23 protein-coding genes and 1 pseudogene are annotated in these 21,616 nt (G+C 63.2%); 13 read left to right on the top strand and 11 right to left on the bottom strand.

All coding sequences use genetic code 11. The annotated features are described in order from the left end of the window. Nucleotides 1–484: 484 nt before the first annotated feature. Complete coding sequence (locus NYP07_RS20655; RefSeq protein ID WP_268153630.1) at nt 485–1,561, top strand: hypothetical protein; 1,077 nt, start codon at nt 485–487, stop codon at nt 1,559–1,561. Between the two features lie 158 nt (nt 1,562–1,719). Here the strand turns inward: NYP07_RS20655 and NYP07_RS20660 are convergent, their stop codons facing one another. From NYP07_RS20660 to NYP07_RS20675, 4 genes are read right to left on the bottom strand one after another with little or no spacing between them, the layout of a single operon-like run. Then, nucleotides 1,720–2,895, bottom strand: coding sequence for a hypothetical protein (locus NYP07_RS20660; RefSeq protein WP_268153631.1), 1,176 nt, complete (start codon nt 2,893–2,895; stop codon nt 1,720–1,722). After that, the gene (locus NYP07_RS20665) at nt 2,888–3,346 is read right to left on the bottom strand and encodes a DCC1-like thiol-disulfide oxidoreductase family protein (RefSeq protein ID WP_268153632.1); all 459 of its coding nucleotides are present in this window, start codon (nt 3,344–3,346) and stop codon (nt 2,888–2,890) included. Before NYP07_RS20665 ends, NYP07_RS20660 begins: the two co-directional genes overlap by 8 nt. 5 nt (nt 3,347–3,351) lie before the next feature. Beyond that, entirely contained in the window at nt 3,352–3,690 is a 339-nt protein-coding gene (locus NYP07_RS20670; protein ID WP_268153633.1) for a thioredoxin family protein, read from the bottom strand. Between the two features lie 8 nt (nt 3,691–3,698). Further along, nucleotides 3,699–4,307: a DUF6624 domain-containing protein gene (locus tag NYP07_RS20675; RefSeq protein ID WP_268153634.1), complete on the bottom strand. Its 609-nt coding sequence runs from the start codon at nt 4,305–4,307 to the stop codon at nt 3,699–3,701. A 352-nt stretch (nt 4,308–4,659) separates the two neighbouring features. On the opposite strand from NYP07_RS20675, the gene NYP07_RS20680 reads away from it, so the two are divergent. Continuing rightward, a complete protein-coding gene (locus NYP07_RS20680) occupies nt 4,660–4,989 on the top strand; it encodes a helix-turn-helix domain-containing protein (RefSeq protein ID WP_268153635.1) in 330 nt (109 codons plus the stop codon). A gap of 238 nt (nt 4,990–5,227) precedes the next feature. Here NYP07_RS20680 and NYP07_RS20685 read toward each other — a convergent pair whose 3' ends face one another. Together NYP07_RS20685 and NYP07_RS20690 are read right to left on the bottom strand one after the other, a co-directional pair. After that, nucleotides 5,228–5,527 (bottom strand): BPSL0761 family protein, encoded by a 300-nt coding sequence (locus NYP07_RS20685; protein WP_268153636.1) that lies wholly within the window; start codon nt 5,525–5,527, stop codon nt 5,228–5,230. Further along, nucleotides 5,524–5,913: a helix-turn-helix domain-containing protein gene (locus NYP07_RS20690; RefSeq protein WP_268153637.1), complete on the bottom strand. Its 390-nt coding sequence runs from the start codon at nt 5,911–5,913 to the stop codon at nt 5,524–5,526. Before NYP07_RS20690 ends, NYP07_RS20685 begins: the two co-directional genes overlap by 4 nt. Before the next feature lie 141 nt (nt 5,914–6,054). On the opposite strand from NYP07_RS20690, the gene NYP07_RS20695 reads away from it, so the two are divergent. The 4 genes from NYP07_RS20695 (at nt 6,055) to NYP07_RS20710 (ending at nt 8,507) form a co-directional block, all read left to right on the top strand. Next, a complete protein-coding gene (locus NYP07_RS20695) occupies nt 6,055–6,582 on the top strand; it encodes a hypothetical protein (RefSeq protein ID WP_268153638.1) in 528 nt (175 codons plus the stop codon). Continuing rightward, nucleotides 6,579–6,953, top strand: a complete 375-nt coding sequence (locus tag NYP07_RS20700; protein ID WP_268153639.1) for a hypothetical protein — start codon at nt 6,579–6,581, stop codon at nt 6,951–6,953. The genes NYP07_RS20695 and NYP07_RS20700 overlap by 4 nt, the downstream gene beginning before the upstream one ends. Before the next feature lie 166 nt (nt 6,954–7,119). Then, nucleotides 7,120–7,275, top strand: a complete 156-nt coding sequence (locus tag NYP07_RS20705; protein WP_268153640.1) for a hypothetical protein — start codon at nt 7,120–7,122, stop codon at nt 7,273–7,275. 206 nt (nt 7,276–7,481) lie between these two features. Beyond that, on the top strand, nt 7,482–8,507 hold the full coding sequence (locus NYP07_RS20710) for a hypothetical protein (RefSeq protein ID WP_268153641.1): 1,026 nt from the start codon (nt 7,482–7,484) through the stop codon (nt 8,505–8,507). Nucleotides 8,508–8,523: 16 nt separating this feature from the next. Here the strand turns inward: NYP07_RS20710 and NYP07_RS20715 are convergent. From NYP07_RS20715 to NYP07_RS20730, 4 genes and pseudogenes are all read right to left on the bottom strand, one after another. Then, nucleotides 8,524–8,925: pseudogene (locus NYP07_RS20715) on the bottom strand (RES family NAD+ phosphorylase); the annotation flags it as partial. 12 nt (nt 8,926–8,937) lie between these two features. Then, nucleotides 8,938–9,102 carry a hypothetical protein gene (locus NYP07_RS20720; protein ID WP_268153642.1) on the bottom strand — a complete coding sequence of 55 codons (165 nt, stop codon included), beginning with the start codon at nt 9,100–9,102 and terminating at the stop codon, nt 8,938–8,940. Nucleotides 9,103–9,111: 9 nt separating this feature from the next. Continuing rightward, nucleotides 9,112–9,627, bottom strand: a complete 516-nt coding sequence (locus tag NYP07_RS20725) for a hypothetical protein (protein ID WP_268153643.1) — start codon at nt 9,625–9,627, stop codon at nt 9,112–9,114. Continuing rightward, nucleotides 9,608–10,114: a hypothetical protein gene (locus tag NYP07_RS20730; RefSeq protein ID WP_268153644.1), complete on the bottom strand. Its 507-nt coding sequence runs from the start codon at nt 10,112–10,114 to the stop codon at nt 9,608–9,610. The genes NYP07_RS20725 and NYP07_RS20730 overlap by 20 nt, the downstream gene beginning before the upstream one ends. 180 nt (nt 10,115–10,294) lie before the next feature. Here NYP07_RS20730 and NYP07_RS20735 point away from each other — a divergent pair, with 180 nt between their 5' ends. The 6 genes from NYP07_RS20735 to NYP07_RS20760 all read left to right on the top strand — a co-directional run bounded on the left by NYP07_RS20735 (nt 10,295) and on the right by NYP07_RS20760 (nt 18,789). Next, nucleotides 10,295–11,257: a LysR family transcriptional regulator gene (locus tag NYP07_RS20735; protein ID WP_268153653.1), complete on the top strand. Its 963-nt coding sequence runs from the start codon at nt 10,295–10,297 to the stop codon at nt 11,255–11,257. Then, entirely contained in the window at nt 11,254–12,306 is a 1,053-nt protein-coding gene (locus NYP07_RS20740) for a tyrosine-type recombinase/integrase (protein WP_268153645.1), read from the top strand. The genes NYP07_RS20735 and NYP07_RS20740 overlap by 4 nt, the downstream gene beginning before the upstream one ends. After that, entirely contained in the window at nt 12,307–15,411 is a 3,105-nt protein-coding gene (locus tag NYP07_RS20745) for a Tn3 family transposase (RefSeq protein ID WP_268153646.1), read from the top strand. It abuts the gene before it with no gap. 388 nt (nt 15,412–15,799) lie between these two features. Further along, nucleotides 15,800–16,321: a hypothetical protein gene (locus tag NYP07_RS20750; RefSeq protein ID WP_268153647.1), complete on the top strand. Its 522-nt coding sequence runs from the start codon at nt 15,800–15,802 to the stop codon at nt 16,319–16,321. Continuing rightward, nucleotides 16,314–17,423 carry a Wadjet anti-phage system protein JetD domain-containing protein gene (locus NYP07_RS20755; RefSeq protein ID WP_268153648.1) on the top strand — a complete coding sequence of 370 codons (1,110 nt, stop codon included), beginning with the start codon at nt 16,314–16,316 and terminating at the stop codon, nt 17,421–17,423. The genes NYP07_RS20750 and NYP07_RS20755 overlap by 8 nt, the downstream gene beginning before the upstream one ends. A 238-nt stretch (nt 17,424–17,661) precedes the next feature. Beyond that, on the top strand, nt 17,662–18,789 hold the full coding sequence (locus tag NYP07_RS20760; RefSeq protein WP_268153649.1) for a HEPN-associated N-terminal domain-containing protein: 1,128 nt from the start codon (nt 17,662–17,664) through the stop codon (nt 18,787–18,789). 48 nt (nt 18,790–18,837) lie between these two features. On the opposite strand, the gene NYP07_RS20765 is transcribed toward NYP07_RS20760, so the two are convergent. Next, complete coding sequence (locus NYP07_RS20765) at nt 18,838–19,704, bottom strand: lysophospholipid acyltransferase family protein (RefSeq protein WP_268153650.1); 867 nt, start codon at nt 19,702–19,704, stop codon at nt 18,838–18,840. Between the two features lie 541 nt (nt 19,705–20,245). On the opposite strand from NYP07_RS20765, the gene NYP07_RS20770 reads away from it, so the two are divergent. After that, complete coding sequence (locus NYP07_RS20770) at nt 20,246–20,659, top strand: hypothetical protein (protein WP_268153651.1); 414 nt, start codon at nt 20,246–20,248, stop codon at nt 20,657–20,659. Nucleotides 20,660–21,616: the final 957 nt, after the last annotated feature.

Below are 21,616 nucleotides of genomic sequence, written 5' to 3' on the forward strand. Positions count from 1 at the left end.
GTAACTCTCGAGGCCCTTTTTCCATTCCGATCGTGACCAGACGCAGGTGTCGATGAAGGACGTTGCTGGCTAGGTCATGCTGAGGTCCTCCTCTGAGGGGGGTTGGCGGTTTATGCCGCCACTCGGGCCGTGCTGCGACGCTCATAGAGCCACCGTGCGACCTCCTGAGTGAGTGCGAAGCGGCCACGTCGGTTCGGGACGGTGAACGTGGGCACGGGCACGGTTCCGCGCAACGTCGCTTGACGAAAAGCGCCTGCAGTCGAGAAGCCCAACACCCTTCTCAGCTCTCTACCCCCGAGGACCGGCCCGTACTGCTCCAAGAGCTGCGCTCTCAGTTCCTGCTCCGTCATCGTGGCGGTGGGTGCGCGGCAGTCCTCTTGCGTCACGTTGTTCTCGCGTCAGTTGCGCTTCGTGACGAATCCTAGGACCGGCAAGTTGTGCCGTCGAGGAGTGACAATGCGCTCGAACTTTACCCCTCCGGCCGATGCGAAAAATTCGCCAAGTCATTGGTACAGATCGATTTTCTCTGGAGGAGTTCTTTGCCCATGCCGGTTTCCAGGCGGGCACGTCAATCAGCGGCGGTCAGCGCCGCGACGTCGTAGACGCCCTGGCCACGGTGGCTTGGTTCCGGCACCTACGAGGGCGCTCGCAGGACACATCCCCGTACGCCATAGGCCGCAGCGTTGAGCCAGACGCCTACTGGAAGACGGAGGAGCGAGTCCGCTTCCACCGCAATAAATGGCCGAAATACGAGCGCGGGAAGCATCGTCCCGATGCTGCGTTGACGAACCTGGCTGAGCAGGTTTATCCCGGGAGTGCTAGGGAGCTCAATTCCGCGTTATGGCGGTTTCTGAAAAAAATCCCTGAATCTTCCAAGGCTCTCGGCGAGCTTGAACAACTTCTCGAGCCCGAAGTGCGCCTTCAAATTGCTCGATGGCAGCCACGAATTCAAGCCAGTAAGAATGGCTCAATCGGAAGACTCGCTACAGCTTTCGAAAGAATCGGCACAGTAGATGCGCTGACTGCAATGCTGATTCTGTGTCAATCTGCGCGACTGGAGGGCCGAACAGCGCAGGCGCATGAGTGGACCCTTTACATTTACCGCTGCATGCTGATGCTTGGCTCATTTTGGATGTCTCGCGGTATTGCAAGGCCGCTATTCGAATTGATCGAGCAGCGATTCTTGAAAGAAGTTTCGCACCTCGGCTGTCGCTATAGCTTTCCGGCGGTTCTTTATGGCCAAGCTATTGGAAAATTGGAGAGCGTGCTCTGGCACATAAAGGATGCTCCGTATCATCTGATGAGCGAACGTCAAAGGAACAGATATACCCAGCGAATATTGGATGGCAATTTTGGCTGGGATCTGAAGTTCGCCTTTAATCCGTACGAAACGCTCCTTTCGTCCGATTCAGCAAGCGAGGCAACAGCGGAATCATGCTTGCGGAAAATGCGAATATTTGTCTGGGCATGGAATATGCTGCATAGTTACAGGGCGCACCCAAATATGCCGCCAAGCTCAGTGTTTGACGGAACGGACCTGACAGCTCGTCGAACCGATTGAGGTCGCGTAGCGGTTGCGGTCAGGCTCAGCGCCTTGGTCAACGCGCCAGCCGCGGTGATCAACGTCAGCGCGATGGTCAACGACAGCACCTTGGTCGGCGACAGCGGATAGGTCAGTCCAAGCGGGCCGGTCATCACCGGTGCGGTGAGTCAGCCTATTCAGGCACGGTGGTCAAAGCAGGCCAGCGCCCGCAGAAGATCGACGGTCGACTGCTGCTCCGTGGCGATGAACGCGTCTGCCGCCTGCCCGAACGCATGTCGTTCGGCCGCCGATGCATCGCTGATTTGTTGCGAAGAAAAGCCGACGATCCTCAGCAACTGCGTATGCACCTGGGCCGTGTATGCCTTGATGACCCGCGCGTGGTCGAAAGGGGCGGCTGACGCGCCTAGGTGCAACTCGACCTGCCGAAACAAGCCTGCCAACTCACTGATCAGCCCGTGGACGTTGTTCGGATAGGCGACGCCAACACCGACCGGATCCAGATTGATGTGTCGATAAGACGGGATCGAGCTGGAGGCGCCGAAATCGAGAATGGCCGCGTTGCAACTCCAGTTCGACAGCGTGGGACTTCCCTGGTTCAAGCGGTGTGCAAAGAAATAGCCCAGCTGCATCGCCGCAGCCTCGCCTACGAGGTTCAGCCAACGAAACACACCGTCGCTGCCCTTCGCCTCGCGAAAGCGCATGAGCATGTCAGCAACTCGCGCGTCATCCGCAGAGCCGTCACGCTCGACGAAACTTTTGAATCCCAATGCACGGGCGAAATGACCGATTCGCATAAACCTGCGGCGAATTACCAGCACCAGCGTTTCGGTCTTGTCAACGGCATCCCAGAAGACCGATTGCCCGTAGGTCATGATCGCCAACGTCCGGATCGCGCCGAACGGGCACTCGGCATGGAAGATCTCGGCAAAGATCGCTTCCCTGACCGCCTCTTCCAGGTAGGCATCCCCGGAGGCATGGCTGAAATCGTCGCTTACACCCAGCAGCGGTGTCCTGCCCACGCCCTTCACATAGTATTGATTTAGGAATGCCGCGCGGCCCGCGCCGCCGTTGCCGGCGAGCCCGCGTCCGCCGTAGCGATCCGCCGCTGCGAAATGCTCCCCGGGCCCGTGGCTCGTCACCCTGTAGGCGCATTGATCGAGGAGGTGACTCCTATACGCCTCCTCATCTCGGCCAAGGGCGCTGAATACAGGATCATCCTCCGCCAGCGCCCAGTTCACCCATGCGAGGCTGGCTTGCTCGACGCGAGCCATCGGCATGCGAACGGATGCAGCGACGGGCCAGTCTTGATGCAATGGTGGTTGCAGGAGGTCCAGCTCGCCGTGATCAACCATATGTCCGATGGTTCCATACCATTCTGACGGCAAGCGCCGGATCGGGTTTTTGGCAGGGGCGGGTCCGATACCCTTCGCCAAAAAAACGGGCGATGCCGGCGATGGGGGTCAGGAGCCAATCGCGAAGGCCCTTTGGGATGAGCATCAAATGGCGCATCCATCGCGGCCAACGGCGCGCCATGCCTAGCGCACCGAGAATTGCATCCGAATTCGTGTCGATGCGTTCGGCTGACAGTAGGATGAACTTGGCAAGCGGTGCACGCCGCCGCAATGCCACGCCCATTTCGGATTCGGCGGATGTAAACAGAAGGTCACCGCCGGTGGCCGCAGCTAGAAACTTCACCCAGATATTGCAGGTCGCGCATTTGCCATCAAACAGGAACACCTTGTCAGCGGGCTGCAGGACGACCGGGACCGGGGTGGCGGCGGTGAGTTTTCGCAATGACCTCATTTCGCCTAACCGTTTGTCAGAATCGCCTGCGCCTTCTCTGCCATTGACTTGAGCAGCGCCGTCGACGTGGGAAACCTGCACTCGCCCAGCGCCTGATCGCCGCCGACAAACAGGAACGACGGTATGGACGTCAGAGAAAATGCCTCCCAGACGTCGGGCATTGTATCGGTGCAAACCGTTCCAAAATGAATCGGCAGGCCGGCAGCCTTCAATTCGTCATATAACGGCTTGGCCACGCTACAGGCTGCACAAGATTTGGAATAGATATACAACAGCCCAATTTGATCCCGAGCTCCGATCATGGAATTGACCTGCTCCATGTCGAGGTCGTCGCCGAATGCCATCCGCGCTCCTACTTCTCGCCTGCTGCAGGGCAGTTGTTATGTTCGTCGATCATTTTTTTATACACATCAAGGCTTGGCCAACCAATAGCGGCACGACGCGCATTCACCGCCTCGAGGCTGTCATATGGTTGAAATTGAAGGTTACATTTCCCGTGGACCGCAAGCTGCGTCCCATACTTCTGTTGTTTCCCCTCGCTCACCGCGACGCGGTCGACGAGAAATGCAAGCTGCTGGCGCTGTTGCGTGTCGCCTTTCGCAATTGCACGCTCAATCAGGCCAACAGCATGCTTCTGCAACGTGGCGTCTCGATCCGCGTGCTGCGTGATCAACCATGCGTTGTCAACGTCGGCATCCGAATGCACCGGCCTTGCCGGCCATCCGCATGCAGACAACAGCCCCTTGAGTCGCCGCGTGTTTTCTCGATCCACGATTTCCGTGAGATTTAAAAACCGCGGCGTTTTCCTGGCGGTGGCCAGCTCGTCAAGATCCCATGTACTGCGCACGGCTTGATCGGAACTTGCCATCTGCGCGAGATCGGCACTGAAGTTCTTGCAATCAGGTCGAATATTGGTGGCGGAGATGGCTTGGCTGAGCGCCACGAGGAAAAATGCGTACATTCAATCGGACTCGCCAGAGGACTCGCAATAAATTTAGCAGCTACCCGTGCCGTCGGATGCGTTGCGATGCATTCATGTTAGGGGTGGGGGAATATTCACCTGAATCGCTGCACCTTTCGTAGAGGCCAGTTGGTGTGAGTCAAACCTCGACGGTCTGACGTTCGGCGAGTTGCCGGTAGTAGTGTGCTACGCGCTCTGCCTGATTGAGTCGTGGCCGCCGGATGCGTGGCAGCGATGCGATGGCTCACGTTTCCCCGTGTCTGGCTAGCGGTGAGCGAGCGTAGAGCGCACCTTATAAGGTGTAGTCCTTTAAGGTACGGAATGAGCCAATGCGGGTCGATTGACGCCCGCAATGAGTTCCAAGGCTTCCATTCCCGACTTCGGCAAGGCGCTGCGCGCCGTGAGGCTGGAGCGCGACCTCTCACAGGAAGACTTCTACGAGGTCTCCGGGCGGACGTACGTCAGTCGGCTCGAACACAACGGCGCCGATCCATCGCTGAACAAGATCGTCCAGTTGGCCCAGGTCATGGGCACCCACCCCCTGACGCTCCTCACGCTGGCCTTCTGCGGCAAGGGGACGCCCGCCGAGGTCGAGCGGCTGCTCGACGGCGTGAAGGAAGAGATCGCCTCATTCAAAGACCTGCGCCTGGGGCGGCGCGACCGGCGCAGGCCTGGGCAATGACCGCTCGGGCGTGCCAGGGATTGGCCCACGCCGTGTTCCTTGACGAGCTGGTTCGACTTCGCATGCAGGCCAGTCTCACTCCGCAAGAGCTCGCTCAGCGCTTGGGCGTCAAGGTATGTATCGTGACGCGGGCCGAGGCAGGCATGCGGCGCGTCGGCGTCGTGGAACTGCAGCTCTGGGCTTTCGCGTGCGGATCGACCCTGGAAGATTTCGGACGGCGCCTGGACGCCCGTGTTCCTCAATAGAAATGCCGCAGTATCACCAGCAAGCTGTATCGGCGGCCTTTTGAGCAGGCCGAACTCACGCGCATACGCTGGAACAGGTCCCTGGCGGCCGCCAGAACATTGGCGTACTGAATCTGCAGCGACTCCAGGTCGTGGTCACCACAGTCCCTGATCATGGCAAACGCGGGGTAGCGGATGAGCAGCTCGGCCGACGCCTCGCGCCAGTTTTCGGGCAGTGCTACGTCGACTGACTGCTCCTCAAGCGCCTCACGCCCCCAGATCAGGTTGCGCCGTCTCTCGTCTGGCGTTGTCATCGCCGCACCTGTCGCTTGGCGGGCTTCGCCTGCGCCGGCGTCGCCGTCGACTGGTCCATGGACAGGCCGGCCTGTACGAGTTGGCTCAACGGACTGCGCGCCAGCCGGTGGGGAGGCTTGGCCCGTAGTCGTATCGCCTCAAGAAGCCGCAATTCGACATCCAGCTCGTTCAAGAACTCCAGGAACTCGACACCCAGGGCGGCGAGCCACTGCCGCAGCTCAATGATGTGGAGGGTTGTCTGGCCGGATTCGACGTAGCTGACCCAGCCCTGGCTGCGGCCGAGCAACTTGCAAAGGTCGGCTTGCCGAAGCTGGCGGGACTCTCGCAGCTTGCGAAGCTTGTCCAGGAAGATCTTGTTGTGACGACTGTGCAGGGCTTTGGACATGGACGCGATGGTTCTCAGCCTCGCACCGTAGCTGAGCCGGCGCCATATCAGGAATTTTGATATGGCCGCGTGGGTCGAACAATTCATGGGAGTTCAACAATCCGGCCGCTGAACCTGTAGCTGTTCACGACCGCGCACCCAATGTTCGTGTCCCAGCCGCAATATGAATTTCCGTTCCCGCCGGCCCTGGAGCAGCCCGGCTCCCAGCACTGGCGCATGGTCGAACTGACCTTGCATGCTCCCTGGTTCCTGTTGTCGGTGGACGTCGTCGACGCTGAGATTCGCGACTGCAGCATGACGCGCACCGTCTGCATCGCCTGGGATTACGACCTGGCCGAAGTGCTTCGGGGGCTCGATCCCGATCTTGTCCGGGGGATCGTCTGCATGATGCCGGCCTGGGCATCCCCCAACGGTCAATGGTCGTCGCGAGAGGTCCGCGAGGTTTGGATGTGCAGTTCCCCGGCCGGGCAGAGCGTGCTGCTGCTTGACGCGGCCGGTCAGGAGTTCGACTGTGGGTTGGTGCCGGAGCACGTGGAGCCGACTACGAAGGATCTTTTGCTGCGTGTCTCGCCCGCCAAGCCTGGGCGCCAGCCGCACAGCCGGCGCAAGACACCGCCTGCGGGAAACCGCCGCACTCGTCGGGCCGGCGCGCGCAAGGACGCCGCATGAGCGATAGCGAGCCGGGGGCTCCCGCCATTGCCTTCGTCAATCTGAGGGATGCGCCGGCGGCCGACGCACAGCCGCGCATGGAGGTGCATTCCTGGCGCTCTATCCGGGCGCCAGCCGGAACTCTGCACCTGGTGACCCTCAGGGACCTTACCGAAGAGCGCGGTACCGTTCGCGTCACCTCGGCGATCACGGCCGTCGACAAGGAAGCCGGAATCGTGACCACCTCATCGGGTCGACAGTACGCGCTGATGCGCCCGGCCGAGGAGCGCGAGTTCGAGCGCGACCTGCTACAGGGCGGGGCTGTCAGGTTGGGCCTGGGCGACGCCGTAGACGTCAGCGTGCTCGCTTGGGATCAGGTCGAAATCGGCTGATGTCGAGTTGCGACTTCGACGTTCAGTTGCGACTTTAACGAGAAACGCCAATGGTTATTTCCGCCAGCGTCGCTGCCTTCATCGGCGGGCAGCGCGAGCTACTGTTCCGGCTGGAGCAATTTGCCGATACCCCGGATACCGTCACCTGCTGGCCATTGCGGCGCCCATGGCCGACGGCGACTTGGCGCCCTGGCTCGCAGAATGGCCGATTCAGCCTGCCTTCACCCTGCGGGTGTTGCCCATCGACGCGCTGGCCCGGAAAGGCGGCTTGGAGTTGGTCGAGCAGCAGTTGATCCGGATCGCCGCCTGCGTCGTCGCATAGCCTTCAGAAAGTACGTACTTCGTGTGTTGTAGCTACTTCAAGTGGGCGACTCTGCCGCAGGCCAGGCACCTCACGACCCTTGACCAGGGCACGCCTGCATCTCCAGTCGTCCGGCAAGGGAGCGATCCTCTCGGACGAAGGGACTGGCGCGGTGGCAGACATGGAATGGCGGTCACCGTTAAGCTCCACGGGGAGCGAATCAGCTGATGGATGCCCGCCTGATGATCGATGCACCTACCGCGGAAGCCCGGTTCTGGGCTGCGATCGAGGACCTGGATGCGGCCCAGCCGGACGAGTATTTCTATCGGGTCGACTCGCACCGCAGCGTGCGGACTATCCGGCGCCACCCGGTTCTGCGGCCATTGCGCTGGGATTCCAAGGACCGCTTTCCGCATAGGGCCCTGATCGAGGCCACACGCACCATGCGCCCCGGGCAGGCGATCTTCCGGCTGTCGTTTTGGCGCGCGCTGGCGCCGGCCATGAAGGATTGGAAGTGCCGGTCCAGCGAACACACCATGATCCTCATGCGGGTGCGGCGCAGTGTGGTGGGTCAGGCGCTGCCCGGCTGGACCTTCGACAACGACGACCATCTGGATGACGCCGAGCTCATTTGGAAGGTGGGCAGCGTCGAAGAGGATCTGAACGACTTCTACGCCGGCGGCGTGCCGCTGGAAAAGGTCGAGGTATTCGACGCAGAGGGCGGTCGATGGTCAGCTTGGCACGCCAATACGGCGACGGCGCCAGATCGCGTCCGCCTGCCTGCGATCGGCTGGTCGCCCGTCGCCATCCACCCTCGCCAGGGGCCAGGCATGGCGTACTGGGCAGCCGTTCCGGAGCCCGGGCCGCGGACTCGCGAAGCCGCCTTCTGGTGTCTGCTCACACTGGACGAGGAGGCGCCCGGCAACCTCGGCGGCGAAATCCCCGCAATCACCCGCGTCATGACGCACCTGCTGCTGGGGCAGCTGCGCGAACTCGCCCTCAGCCGTGTCCATGTGCTGACGCTGGCGCCGGACCGCGACCGCGTCTGGGCCGAGCAGTTCGACACGTCCTGGTCGGCTGGCGCGACGCGTTGGCCCGGCTGGCTACGACCTGAGCCTGAGCCGGTGCTCCAGCTTGAGCGGTGCGCGCGCTTGAGGCGCGAAGAGCTGGCGGCGCTGGTGGCAGCGTCACGCCTTCCGGACGCTCGGCCGGAGTTCAAGCGATCGATCTGGACATGGGCCTGGGACCGTTGAGCCTCCCGGCTCGGCTTCATGCAAGTGGCAGACCGCTGCCCCGGGCAACAGTGGCCACGACGCGGTGCAGGTTGCCGGTCTCAGGGTCGATCAGGCGTTGGCGCCAGCGGGCGCGAATGGCTGGGAGGACGTGCTCGAAGAGTGCATAGCAGATGCCGGCGTAGCGCTGTGCCGACAGGTAGGCGATGCCGTCGTAGCCAGCTGAAGCGGCGCGGGCGGCCAGGCCCTGGGTCGGGCCGAAACGGGTCGACTGCAGCGCCGGGTAATCGGCCGCATGCGGCGTCATGTCGAGCAAGGTTATGCCGTCGGCCACACCGGCACAGAGCAGCTCGCCGCAGCGCAGGCGGTCCAGCGAAAGAAGCGTTTGCTCGCGGCGCCCGAACGCCTCGTAGCCGGCTGTCTCTGGCGAGTCGGCGAAGTAGGCGACGCGCTAGTCCGGCAGGCAGAAGCGGCCGCTCAGCGCGCCAGGCAGCGACACGCGGAGGGGGCCGACGGCGCGGTTGCCGGGACGTGAGCGCACCGGCTGGATCCTGAAGAGGTGTCGGTCTGGCGTCAGCCGATACGGTGCGAGTTCATCGAAGGCTTGGAAGTTCATCTTGGAGGGTCAGAGACCCTCCGCGCTGGCCAACGCCAACACCCGATCTGCTTGGCCCTGTTCGAGAGCCTGGCGGGGGGGAACCCCACCAAGGCCGCCGTGCGGGGTCTCCAGAAACGCCAGCAGGGTCCAGCCATCGAGGGTGCCCAACGCCTTGGTCAGCTTGGGAATCACGTCCCACAGCATCGGCTCGAACTGCCATGCCGGCAGCCGAAAGCCGCGCTGCATGCGTGGCACGCCAATGGCGCGCCCCTTGGCAATCCAGGCGTTGATCGTCACTCGAGTAGTCCCGGCCAGCTTGGCCGCTTGATCGGTGTTCACCATGTCGGAGGCCTCCAGGCGCGCGTTGCGCGCGGCCAGACTGCTGCGGAGCAGTGCTTGGGTTTCAGAGGCCGAGACATAGGGTGTTGCTTGTTCGCCGGGCGCCTCATCGGGGCGACGCGCGGAGGTGGTTGAGGGATAAGTCATCGTGGAGTCGCGCAATGCGCGCCAATTGAGTGAACCCTCATGGGAGATTCCGCCCATCGACCTTCGCGGCGCTGAAAAAGCCGAGGGCCCGGCGGACCAGCGAGATGCCTCGGACCCGCCTTGGCGGCCTCAACCTCACTGATCGGCAGAACGTGTCCAGCAGGCTGACGAGGTTGCGCAGGCGCAGCCGTCGGCCCAGCAGGAAGCGCCGGCAGTCGTTCAACAACTCCAGCGTGGCGGTCCGGTAGGCCGCCAGCCAGCGCTGCTGTTCCAGAGCAGCGCTGATCTCGTTTAGGAAGTGGGGCGGCAGCGAGACCGTCGCCGCCTTGATGCGCTGCACCTCGCGCAGCACTTCCACCATCGTGTCGTCGAGGCCCAGTCCGCGCATCTCGCGGGCATGGCGAACCACCTCGTTCCAGCCGGCGGCGCCGGCGAGCCGCTCGCGCTCGGACAGGCCGTACCGGCGCAGCTGGCGCATCTCCGCCATGACTGAGTCCAGTCCGGCGTCATGCGCTGCAAGCAGGTGGAGGGTGTCCCAGGTCAAAGCGGATAGCTCGGTCAAGTTCGTTAAGTTGGATTATATACAACAGCGCTAGGGATGCAAGGCCAGCGACTCCACGCACCTAACCGGGGCGCACGCGGAGAACGGACCCCAGTAGACACACGGTTTAAAATACATATGATTTACAACTATGTGTTGTAGATGGCAGTCATGCCAACCCCTATGCGCGAACTAAGAGCCCTTGCCACGTTGTTGAAGGCGGCCGAACTCGGCAGCCTGACCAACGCCGCTGCCGACCAGGGCATCACGCCACAGGCCGCGAGCAAGACGCTGGCACAGCTGGAGCGGCAGCTCGGAGTCAAGCTGCTGGAGCGCACGACGCGGCGGCTGGCGCTGACACCCGAAGGTCAGGTGCTGGTCGACGCATCCCGACCGGCACTGGAGGCGATGAACGCAGCGTTGGACGCCGTGCGCAAGGCGTCGTTCAAGCCGCTCACCGGCCACCTGTCCATCGCAGCGCCGCGGATGGTGGTGTCGACCGTACTGGCGCCGGTGGTCGACGCCTTCAGCGCTTTGCATCCCAAGCTGAACCTGCACGTCAGGTCTGTCGACCAAGCGACGCCGGCGATTCAGGGGGAAGACGAGGTGTGCTTCAGTTTCGGGTCGATGCTGGAGCAGGACGTCAGCAGCACCTTCCTGTTGGAAGCGCTACTCCTGTACTGCGCCTCGCCGGGCTACCTGGCCAAGCACGGCGTGCCGCGTTCGGTAGAGGCCCTGTTCGCGCGCCAGGCCGGCGCGCCGGTGCCTGAGGTCCGGACGGGTAGCAGGGAGCGCGAGCCGATGCTGTCGACCAACGACGACCAATTCGAACTGCAGATCGCCCGGTCCGGTCGCATGGCCATGCAGCTGATCTCGCTGACGGCGATGCCGTACATCGAGGACGGTACGCTTGTGCCGCTACCGTCGCTGGGGGTCGATTCGGCCCACCTGTTCATTTGCCACTACAGCGGTGAAGTGCTGCCGCAGGTCAGCGCCTTCGTCGAGTTCGCCCTGGACCGTCTGCAAGGTAGCCAGGCATTTGCACCATCGGAAACCCGCCTGGCGGCGCTGGAGCGGGCGGCCACGCGGCGACGGCCTTCACCGAAGTCCTTCCGGCGACTGGAAGCGACGAGCTTGGCGCCATGAGCGCCACCGTTGAGCAGTACGTCCTAGCGGCCGACCGGGATAACACGGTCAAGAGCTATGCCGCAGCGCTGCGCAACTTCGAGCAAGTCTGGAGCGGGCTGCTGCCAGCGACGGCTGACACGGTGGCGCGCTACCTGGCCGAGCACGCCGAGGTCTACCGCATCAGCACGCTGCGTCTGCATCTGGCGGCACTGGCGCGATGGCATGCCGACAACGGCTTCGGCGATCCCACCCGGTCGCCGCTGGTGCAGAAGGTGCTGCGCGGCGTCCGGGCCAAGCACGCCGTGCCGCAGAAGCGGGCCCGGCCGCTGCAGCTCGACGTGCTCGAGGCGGTGTCCGACTGGCTGCTGAAGGCGCAGGCGTCGGCACGCGAGCACGGCCGCCAGGCCGAGCAGCTGCGCCGCAGCCGCGACCGCGCGATGCTCCTGCTGGGCTTTTGGCGCGCCTTCCGATCCGACGAGCTGGCCAGCATGCGCATCGAGGAGGTCCAAGCCCAGCGGGGCAAAGGGCTGACCTGCCGGCCTCGAAAGACCAAGACCACTGACGAGGGCGAGGACCGTGCATTCCATTGCCCGGCGCTGTCGCGGCTGTGCCCGGTGGACGCCTACCTCGACTGGATCGAGCTGAGCGGCCGCAAGATCGGGCCGGTGTTCCCTGGCATCGATCGTTGGGGCAACGTCTCAGAAGAGCACATGCTGAGCAAGACCGTGCTGCCGCTGTTGCGGCGCATCCTGCACGAGGCCGGCGCCGAGGAAGCCGCCACCTATTCCAGCCACTCGCTTCGCCGTGGTTTCGCCAACTGGGCCAGCAGCAACGGCTGGGACCTCAAAGAACTGATGGAGCACGTCGGCTGGCGCGACGTCAGCTCGGCATTGCGCTACGTCGATGTGTCTCACGCCGCGTTGAAGGGTAAGTTCGAGCGCGGCCTGGCCAATAGCCCTCCAGCGTCAGCACTGGGCACCACGGAGCCGAACAACTCGATGCAACCGACTGGCGGCGATGATGCGCTCGCGCAGCCCAACGAGCGGCATCGCGTCCCACCACACTGAATGTCGACGGCCTCCGACTCGCACCGCCTCGCACTGCTCAGCGCCGCGGAAATCGAAGCCCTGTATGGCTTCCCGAATTTTTCCGAGGAGGACCGGCAGGCCTACTTCGAGCTGTCCGAGCAGGAACTGGCTGTCGTCGAGGCGCGATATCGATCCGTCGGACTTTTCTTGGCGCTGGAGCTCGGCTACTTCAAGGCCAAGCAGCGGTTTTTCGACTTCACGCTGGAGCAGGCCCAGCAGGACTTGCGCGTCCTCGCGGCCCGCTATTTTCCAGACTTCTCCCTCAAGTCACTCAAGCTGCCGTCCAGGCCGACCCGGACCGGGCTGCAGCAGGACATCCTCAAGCTGACCGGCTATCGGCTGTGCGACGCCCAAGGCATGAAGGACCTCGAAGGGCGGGCCGAGCGCCTGGCGACGCGCTCCACGCAGCCGCAGTACGTCCTTCGCGAGCTGATGCAGCATCTGGCCAACGAGAACGTGGTTCTGCCCGTGTACACGGCGCTCCAGGATCTCATCGGCCGGGTGTTGAACCGGGAGCGCCAGCGCGTCGTCAGCCGGCTTGAGGCGAGCCTTCCGCGCCGCGTCAAGACCCAGTTGATGGAATTGCTCGCGACCGGCGACGACGACAGCCTGTACCAGATCACCGCCCTCAAGAAGGAGGCCCGGGACTTCAGCCGCCGTGAGCTCAAGCAGGAGGTCCAGCGGCGCCAGGTGTTCAAGCCCCTGCACGATTTCGCCACCCAGTTCCTTGCAGAGGCCGGCCTGTCCAATGAAAGCAGCCGCTATTACGCCTCATTGGTCAGGTTCTACACGGTCTACAAGCTGCGGCGCCAGCCCCAGGGCACGTCCAGGCTGTACCTGCTGTGCTTCGCCCATCAGCGATTCCGGGAGATCAACGACAACCTGATCGAGGCCTTCATGCACCTGGTCTCGTCCTACAAGAAGGAAGCCAAGACGGCGGCCGACGAGGCCATGCGGCAGGCCCAGGTGGATGCCGCGAAGAATCTCGGCGCGGCGGGCCAGGTGCTACGCCTGTTCATCGATCCGGCCACCCGCGCCGAGACTCCGTTTTCAAAGATTCAGGCCAAGGCGTTCAAGCTGCTGAAGCGAGAGCAGTTCCCGACGGTCGCCGACTACCTGCTCAACATCGACTTCGACCGGACCGCCTACCAGTGGGCGCAGTACACCAAGCTGTCCAGTCGGTTCAAGATCAACCTGCGACACCTGTTCTGCGAGCTTGAATTCGGCGTCCGCGTGGACAACGCCCCGCTGCTCAAGGCCGTCGAATTCCTGCAGCGGGTGCTGCGCGAGGGCAAGTCACCACAGCAGATCCCGCCGCAGGATTTCCCCCAGCGCTTCATCGCCCAGGCCCACCGGCCTTATCTGTACCAGGACGCCGAGAACTTGCGCGGCAATGCCCGGGCAAAGAGGCTCATCGTCGATCGCTACGAATTCCTGGTCTATCGAGAGTTGTGTGATGCCTTGCAAGCCGGCAACATCTTTGTCCGCCACAGCAACGAGTACAAGCGCTTCGAGGACGATCTCATCAGCGATGAGCGCTGGGCTTCCAAGGACCAGCTCCTGAAGGACATCGGCGCGCCGCTATTGACCACGCAGATCGAGACGACGCTGGCCACACTGCGCCAAGCGCTGGCGGATCGTTTCGACGAGGTCAACCAGCGCATCATCGACTCGACCAATGAGCACATCCGTGTCCGCGGCAAGGGCGAGAACCGGCGCTGGACGCTGGCCTACCCCACGTCCGACGAGCCGGTCAACAGCCCTTTCTACACCCAGCTGCCGGGCATCGATATTGCCGACCTGCTGTGGTTCGTCGCCGGGCGCACGCAGTTTCTGAGCAAGTTCACCCACGTCCTGGAGCGCTACGTCAAGCAGCCGCCCGATCCGCGGCTGATCCTGGCCAGCCTGGTCGCCATGGGCACCAACATGGGCCTGGGCAAGATGGCGGAGGTCTCGGGCCTGGGGCTGGCGCCCTTGCAATCGGCCTCGCGCAACTTCCTACGTCTGGAAACGCTGAAGGCAGCCAACGACGCGATCAGCAACGCCACCGCGCAGCTCCCGGCCTTCAAGCTCTACAACATCCAGGACAAGTTGCACTCCAGCAGCGACGGCCAGCGCTTCGAAACGCAGATCAATACCTTCAACGCCCGGTACTCACCGAAGTATTTCGGGCTGAAGAAGGGCGTCAGCGCCTGCACCCTGGTCGCCAACCATGTGCCCATCAACGCGCGCATCATCGGCACCCAGGAACACGAGAGCCACTACGTCTTCGACCTGCTGTACAACAACACCTCGGACATCAAGCCCGAGCGCCACTCGACCGACACCCATGGCACCAACCAGGTGAACTTCTGGATCTTGCAGGTGTTTGGCCACGGCTTCGCGCCGCGCTACAAGAACCTGCGCAAGAAGACCGAGACCCTGGTCGGCCCTGAGCCGCCGAGCCACTACGCCGACAAGCTCATTCAGCCGCAGCGCAAGTTCAACGAGAAGTTGATCGTTGCCGAGTGGCCCAACATCCAGCGCATCATGGCCTCGCTGGCCGACAAGGACGTGAGCCAAGCCACTATCGTGCGCAAGCTCAGCAGCTATGCGCTGCAGAACCAGACCAAGAAGGCGCTCTGGGAGCTGGACGACATCTATCGCACGCTCTACGTGCTGGACTTCATCGACCATGCCGACCTGCGCCAAGCGGTGCAGAAGGCGCTCAACCGCGGCGAGGCCTACCACCGCTTCCGCAAGGCCGTGGCCTTTGTGAACACGGGCGCATTCCGCGTGAAGACTGAAGCGGAGCAGGCGCTGTGGAACGAATGCTCCCGGCTGATCGCCAACGCGGTGATCTTCTACAACACGGCGTTGCTGTCCAAGATCTACGAGCAGAAGCTGGCCGCCGGCGATGACGTAGCCATCCAGATCCTGCGCGGCATCTCGCCTGTGGCCTGGCAGCACATCAATCTGTTTGGCAGCTTCGAGTTCAGCGAGACGCCGGCGACGGTCGACCTCGATGGCCTGGCCGCGCTGTACGAACGGGCTGACTACTGGCAGCAGGCGATGGCTGGGGACGATGCAGCCCCCGAGGTCTAACGGCGAGATTGGGAGAAAGGGTGGTCAGCACCTGGATCTTCGCGACCCGCGGCAGGTCGACCGGTATGGCATTGAAGCCAAACCCACACTTTGGCGGGAGCATGCGGGCGTGTGCGGCCGCGTGCGCAGGCAAGTCCCATACTCGCGTTTCGATCAAATCCGCCGGAGGGCAAGCTTGCATCGCAAGTTCCTGCTCGTGTCGAGCGAGGGGGGGACAGGTGCCGCAGAGACGGTCGCTGGATGGGGCGGGGGAGGCGGATTTTTGGAAAGCCAAGCGCATCAAATGTAGGGAGCGTCCGCGCCCATCAAATGGGAGCAAAGGGTGCTCATAAGCAGAATAAAGTCTTTTCAAATCATATGCTTACGACAATTCTTTCATTTTCGGGGGTTGGGCAAAAATAGCCTCGTCGATCCTTCTGTCGAGTTCATCCATGTCGGCATGTGGGAAGGCAAGGAGCGGCCGGTCCAGCCTGGCATGTCCGAGGGACAGAAGTCGGCCCTGCAGATGCTGTGGCTCATCCGCGAGTCCGAGTACCACCTGGAATGCGCGGTTCGCCGGCATTTAGGCGGCGGCTCCAAGAAGCGGCTGCGCAGCCGATCGCAACGCGTCCTGTTCTTCGACGGTCTCTTCAGCAACCTGACCGATCGTCGTCTCATCGACGAGGCGTTCAAGGGGCTGGGTGAGGCCGACAGCAGCCTGCAGCTGATCGGGCTTATCCACAACCCCGAGTACCGCAACAACTCGAATATCTTCCCGACATATGTCGTTGGCCGGCGCGTCGGCAACCGCGATACGGAAGGCGGGCGAAGCTACATCCGGTTCGAAGACGGGCGGCCGGAGGGCTCGATGGGTCTGGCCACCTTCATGCACAAGCGCCAACCGAACGGCAATGGGGCGCTCGATGGATGAAGTCGTCGGCCCTTTGCTCGTGTGGTTGCGCCGGACCTCAGGTCCCAAGGGGCGCAAGCTCCTTGCGGCGGACGTAGCCTCTCGCGCGGCGAAGGCGCTCCGGACCGACCTGGTCTCTGTCTACGACGCATTGCGACAGCTGCGGTCGAGCGAGCTGGTCTCGTACAAGCCCGACACGATGGGGATTCCATATGCGGGCTACCTGACCGTCGTCCCCGCCGAGGTCGATGTTTCGGCTTCGGAGACGGCCTGGCGCGAGGCCCTCGCGGCAGTCAAGGACGACGCTCAACTCGCCGACGCCCTGGCGGTGTCGCATGCGCTCTTCGACGGCCTGGAGGCCCTCGATATGCACCATGTCGTCCAGGGACTGATTCGAATCCGGGGCGTTGCGGCCTCGTTGGAGGACGAGTTCGGATTCAGCGTGAGCGCGCAGCACATCCTCGGCTCCTCCAAGGTGTTGAGCCGCCTGCCGCTGGCCACGCTGAGGCTGCTGGGGGTGGATCGACTGCCGTCGACGCCTCGATACCTGGTGGTCGCTGGCCCACCGCAGCCCGTGGCTGTTCTCTTCATCGAAAACACGACCAGCTTCGAGGTGGCGGTGAAGGCCGGGCTCGACGCGCAAGTGGCCCTGGTCGCAGCCTATGGCTACGGCCTGAACATGATGTCGGACAGCAGTGCTGGCCTGGCGTTGTTGGAAAGCGTGAGGAGCAGGGGATGTGAGGTGCTGAGCCGCACTGGAAGCGGGCACAGCCTGGATCAGCTGTTTGGCCACCCACGGATGTTTTTTTGGGGCGACCTCGACCGGGAGGGGCTGCGAATCGCGATGGCCCTGAGGCAGCATTTGCCACAGCTGGAACTCAGCGGTTTATATGCGCCGATGCGGGCATTGGGCGCTCGGCGCGAGTCCTCGCATCCCTACGTTGGGCTCAGCGGCAAGGCGCTGCAAGCGGCCTGGATACCCGCGGGCGACAGCTTGCTGGACGGCCTCGCAGCTGCCTGCAACGACCGCGCGGTCGATCAGGAGACCCTTGACGTCAGGCAGTACAAGCCGCTGGCCCATGTGGGCTTGGCCGAAGCGTCGAGTCTGGCGCTCGGTGCTTGAGGCCATCCACGAATCGCAACAATTGAGAAGATCGCGGCCTCTGGCGGCCATGCAAGTCGGGCAGTCGTGACCAGCCGACGCAAGAACTCGCTGGGGCAGGGCGCCCAGGCGCCGGGGGAGGGCGGCGAGGCTTGGAAGTAGGGCGGTTCGGTGCCCAGTCAGCCGGAGTAGGGCGGTAGCACAGCGCCGCCAGAACCGAGCCGTTGGTGAAAACCAATGGGAATTGAGGGGAGAAGCAATGCCAGATTACGTCTGCTCAGCGTGTTTTGAGGACGAGGACCTGAGCGCGTGGATAAGCCGGAACGGCGAGCACCAGCGTTGTGATTTCTGCGGCAGGATCGATGCGCCGGCCGTCGAGTTCAAGGGGGTCAGCGACTTCATTACAGCGTGCATTGAAAAGTACTGGGGCCGAGCGGTCGACCAGATGCCCTATGAGACCGCCGAAGGCGGCTATATCGGGGGCAACACGTGGGACACCTACGACCTGCTCAGAGACGAGATCGCGCTTTCCCTTCCGCGGGACCACAAGGGAAAGCTTTTCTACGCCTTGCTGCACGCGCTTCCGGATGAGACATGGTGCGACCACGATTGGACCTGCCTGGATCTTGATCAGGCGCTGCTGACGAGCTGGGAGAGCTTCTGCGAGACGGTGAAGCACAGGCGCCGCTTCTTTTTCCACAGCACCGGATCAGACGATGTCGATTCATACACGCCGGCTTCGCTGCTCGCCACGATCGCAAGCGCAAGCCGGGAGATGGGCCTTGTCAGGGAAATAGAGGAGGGCACGTCCCTCTGGCGTGCGCGAACGAATCTGCCGTCTGACCGACGGGAGCTGGCCAGTGAATACGGCACGCCGCCTCTCGAGTTTGCGACCCAGAGCAACCGCATGAACCCGCCTGGCATCCCCATGCTCTACGTGGCTTCGTCCCGCAGAACGGCGGTCATGGAAACGCGGGTAACGCGCGCCGACGTTGGCAGATGGCTGGCGTTGAAGCCTCTTCGGGTGCTGGATCTGCGCGAGCTCCCGGCGGTCCCGGGCTTGTTTTCAGAAGTCGGGCGCCAGCGGCGCCTGGTGCTTCGATTCCTGCACGCTTTTGCCGCCGACGTCATGAAGCCGGTCGAGCGTGATGAGCGCGTGCACATCGACTATCTGCCGTCCCAGGTGGTGACCGAGTTCCTGCGCGACTTTGCTTTCCCTGGCGGCCGACTGGACGGTATCGCCTATGGCAGCACGGTTCATAGGCAGGGCTGGAACGTCGTCCTCTTTGCAGAGCCTGTGCATCTCGGCTTGCAGGAATCCAACTGGCGAAAGGTGGACCCTTGGTTGAGATTTGACGGCGCATCAGCGTTCAGTACGGAAAGCTGAAGCGGCTTTTGCGGCGAGCGAGGCTGCCGGACCTAGTAGCTTGACGCACTAACCATAAAAGTCTGCTTCCCCCGGAGGTCTCGACTTGAAGCGCTTGTGCAGCCAGAAGTATTGATAAGGCTGGCGCCGGATCTGGGCTTCGATGACGGCATTCATGCGCGCCGCATCCGCAGCTGCGTCATTAGTCGGGAAGTTGTCCAGCGCAGGCTCGATAACCAAGGTGTAGCCGGTAGCCTCGCGCCTTGGGTAGCAAGGCAGTACTGCCGCGCCAGCGACCATGGCCATGCGCGAGAGGCCGGTGATGGTCGCGGCGTTCACACCGAAGAAGGGCACGAAAACTGAGTCTCGGTGTCCGAAGTCCTGGTCAGGCAGGTAGTACAGCCGGTAGCCGTCCCTCAGCGCACGAATGACGGCGCGTGTGCCTTGCTGTCGCGAAAAGATGATGCCGGTACCCAGCCGCAGCCGGCGGGTCCGGAAGAACTCGTCCAGCCAGGGGTCCTTTTGGCGCGAGTAGATGCTGACGAGTTCCGTCTCCAGCGACACGCGCAGGCCGGCCAGGTCCAAGCCGGTGAAGTGCGGCATCATCAAAATCACCGGTCTGCCTTCGTGCTGTTTCAGATGCTCCAGGCCTTCGATGCGCATCAGGCGCCGCAGGCGTTCGGGCGACGCAAACCAGCAGTACCCGTACTCCAACAGCATCTGAACCATGGCGACGAAATGACGCCGAAGCAGCCGGGTGCGATCGGCCTCAGTCCAGTCAGGCAGGCAACGTCTGAGGTTTACTCGACCGATGTGGCGCCGGGAGGACGGGATCGAAGCGATGAGGTGGCCAACGAGCCAGCCCAGGGCCGAAATCGCCTTGAACGGTAGCCAGCTCAACAGCCAAACACAGGCAACGGTCGCTTTGAAGAACACTGAAGGACTCTTGTAGCTATGCAGATGCGGATCAGCGCTGAGCCGGCACAAAACCGGAGGTCAACGCTGTGTGAGGCGGCCGTCCGCGTGGAAATGGGTGGTCAACGTTGTTCTCAGTGCGCCAGCGGGGGTCAACGCTGTGCGGACTGCCGACGGCGTGCAGGTCTGCGCGACGGGGCCGGCGCTGAGGACAGGTCTGTGCGACAGTGCCAACCAGCTCACCGGGCCGTACGCTAACGTTGGGCGAAACGGCCACAAGTAGGTGAAGGTTGGACAGGACGACCACGCCCAACGTTGCTGTCATATCGGCGGCCACCGCCGGTAAACGTTGGGCGACGGATCCAAGGCCCCCACGGCGCATCATCAGGCGGCTCCGCCGGAGGACATCGGTACAGGGATCACGTTGTCCAGCCATCAGGCCCATGGACCGGCTCCGTGCGCTTTACGGCAATCAGCAGGGTTCGCTCCGACGATGGATTTTTTATTTGACATAATGCACATTGTCGCCAATGGATGGCGGCGACGAAGGGGGCCATTCTCTATGAGCCTGACCTTCTCCAGCATCAACACGATTCCCCGGAACCTGCCAGTTTGGCATTTGATCCTGGGCGATCTGGGCGACCCGCCAGCGGACCGGATTGCCAAGGTCCTGGGCGTCGGCGCGCGCACGGTCTACCGCTGGAACCGTGCCGGCAACGCGCCCCGCAGTGCCTGCCTGGCCCTGTTCTGGCTCACGCGCTGGGGCCGCTCGCAGGTGCACTGCCAGGCCCAGAGCGACGCTGTGCTGGCCGTCCAGTATTCCGTCGCGCTCAAGGCCGAGCTGGCCCGGGTCCAGCTCCGTCTGGACAGCGTCCTGGCCATGCTCCCGCCGCCTCCGGGGGCTGGGGGCGAGCCCCCAGTGAGCCACGAAGTGGCGTGGCCTCAACTGACCGATTTACCAGCGGAGCGATCATGAAGAAAACCCAATCGATGCCGCGTGGTGCGCTGGTCCGGGAAAAACCGGTGGCCGTTCCGCGCCATCAGAAACCTGAAACCTCAGCGGCAGGTCGACGGCTGCCCGCCCGCCGAGGCGCGCGGGCGCGACACGTCGGGCGGGCGGCTGTTGGCCTGGCCGACCGCGCAGCGGGCGGTCCGGCCGCAGGCCGGCCGCTAAATTTATTACTAGGACACTTTAGAACACACACAGGGGAAATCGGGGTTGAACGTGATGTCAAGTTGCTATCATCGGGCGATGGCGACCCAGACAACCACGGTGCGGCTCCCCGAGCTGCTCAAGTCCGAGGCGGAGTCCTTCGCGGCCTCGCTCGGGATCTCGCTCAACGCCTTGATGGCCGTTGCCCTGCGGGATTACCTGGATGGGCGTACAGGATCGGCCTCCCGGCCGTCGCCTGCCTCGTCGGTTCCGTCACCTGTTACGGAATCCGCTCCGGTGGCGAAACCCGCCACGCAGGCCCAGACCTACCGGGCGCCTCGCAGTCGCTCGGACCCCTGCCCCTGCGGTGCCCGGAACGGCGATGGCCACCCGCTGCGCTGGAAGCAGTGCCACGGCAAGCCCTGAGCGCGTCCCGCGCCCTCGGGAAGGGGGTGGCCTATGCCTGACCGATATCGCGCCTCTGCGGCCGTTCTGGTGGCTCGCCGATGGTCTTGGCTGACTCGCTGGGCACTCGCGGAGCGGGTCTACCCCCTGCCCTGGCCTCGTCGCTTCGCCCTGGTCCTGGCTGTCCGTTGCATCACCGTTGACCTCGTTAGGTCGGACCTGTGGATAACGGTCAAAATGTGCCTGTGGAAAACTTGCACATTGTCGCCAATGGATGGCGGCGACGAAGGGGGCCATTCTCTATGAGCCTGACCTTCTCCAGCATCAACACGATTCCCCGGAACCTGCCAGTTTGGCATTTGATCCTGGGCGATC

It is taken from the genome of Pelomonas aquatica, assembly GCF_026712205.1.
GTDB lineage: Bacteria > Pseudomonadota > Gammaproteobacteria > Burkholderiales > Burkholderiaceae_C > Pelomonas > Pelomonas aquatica.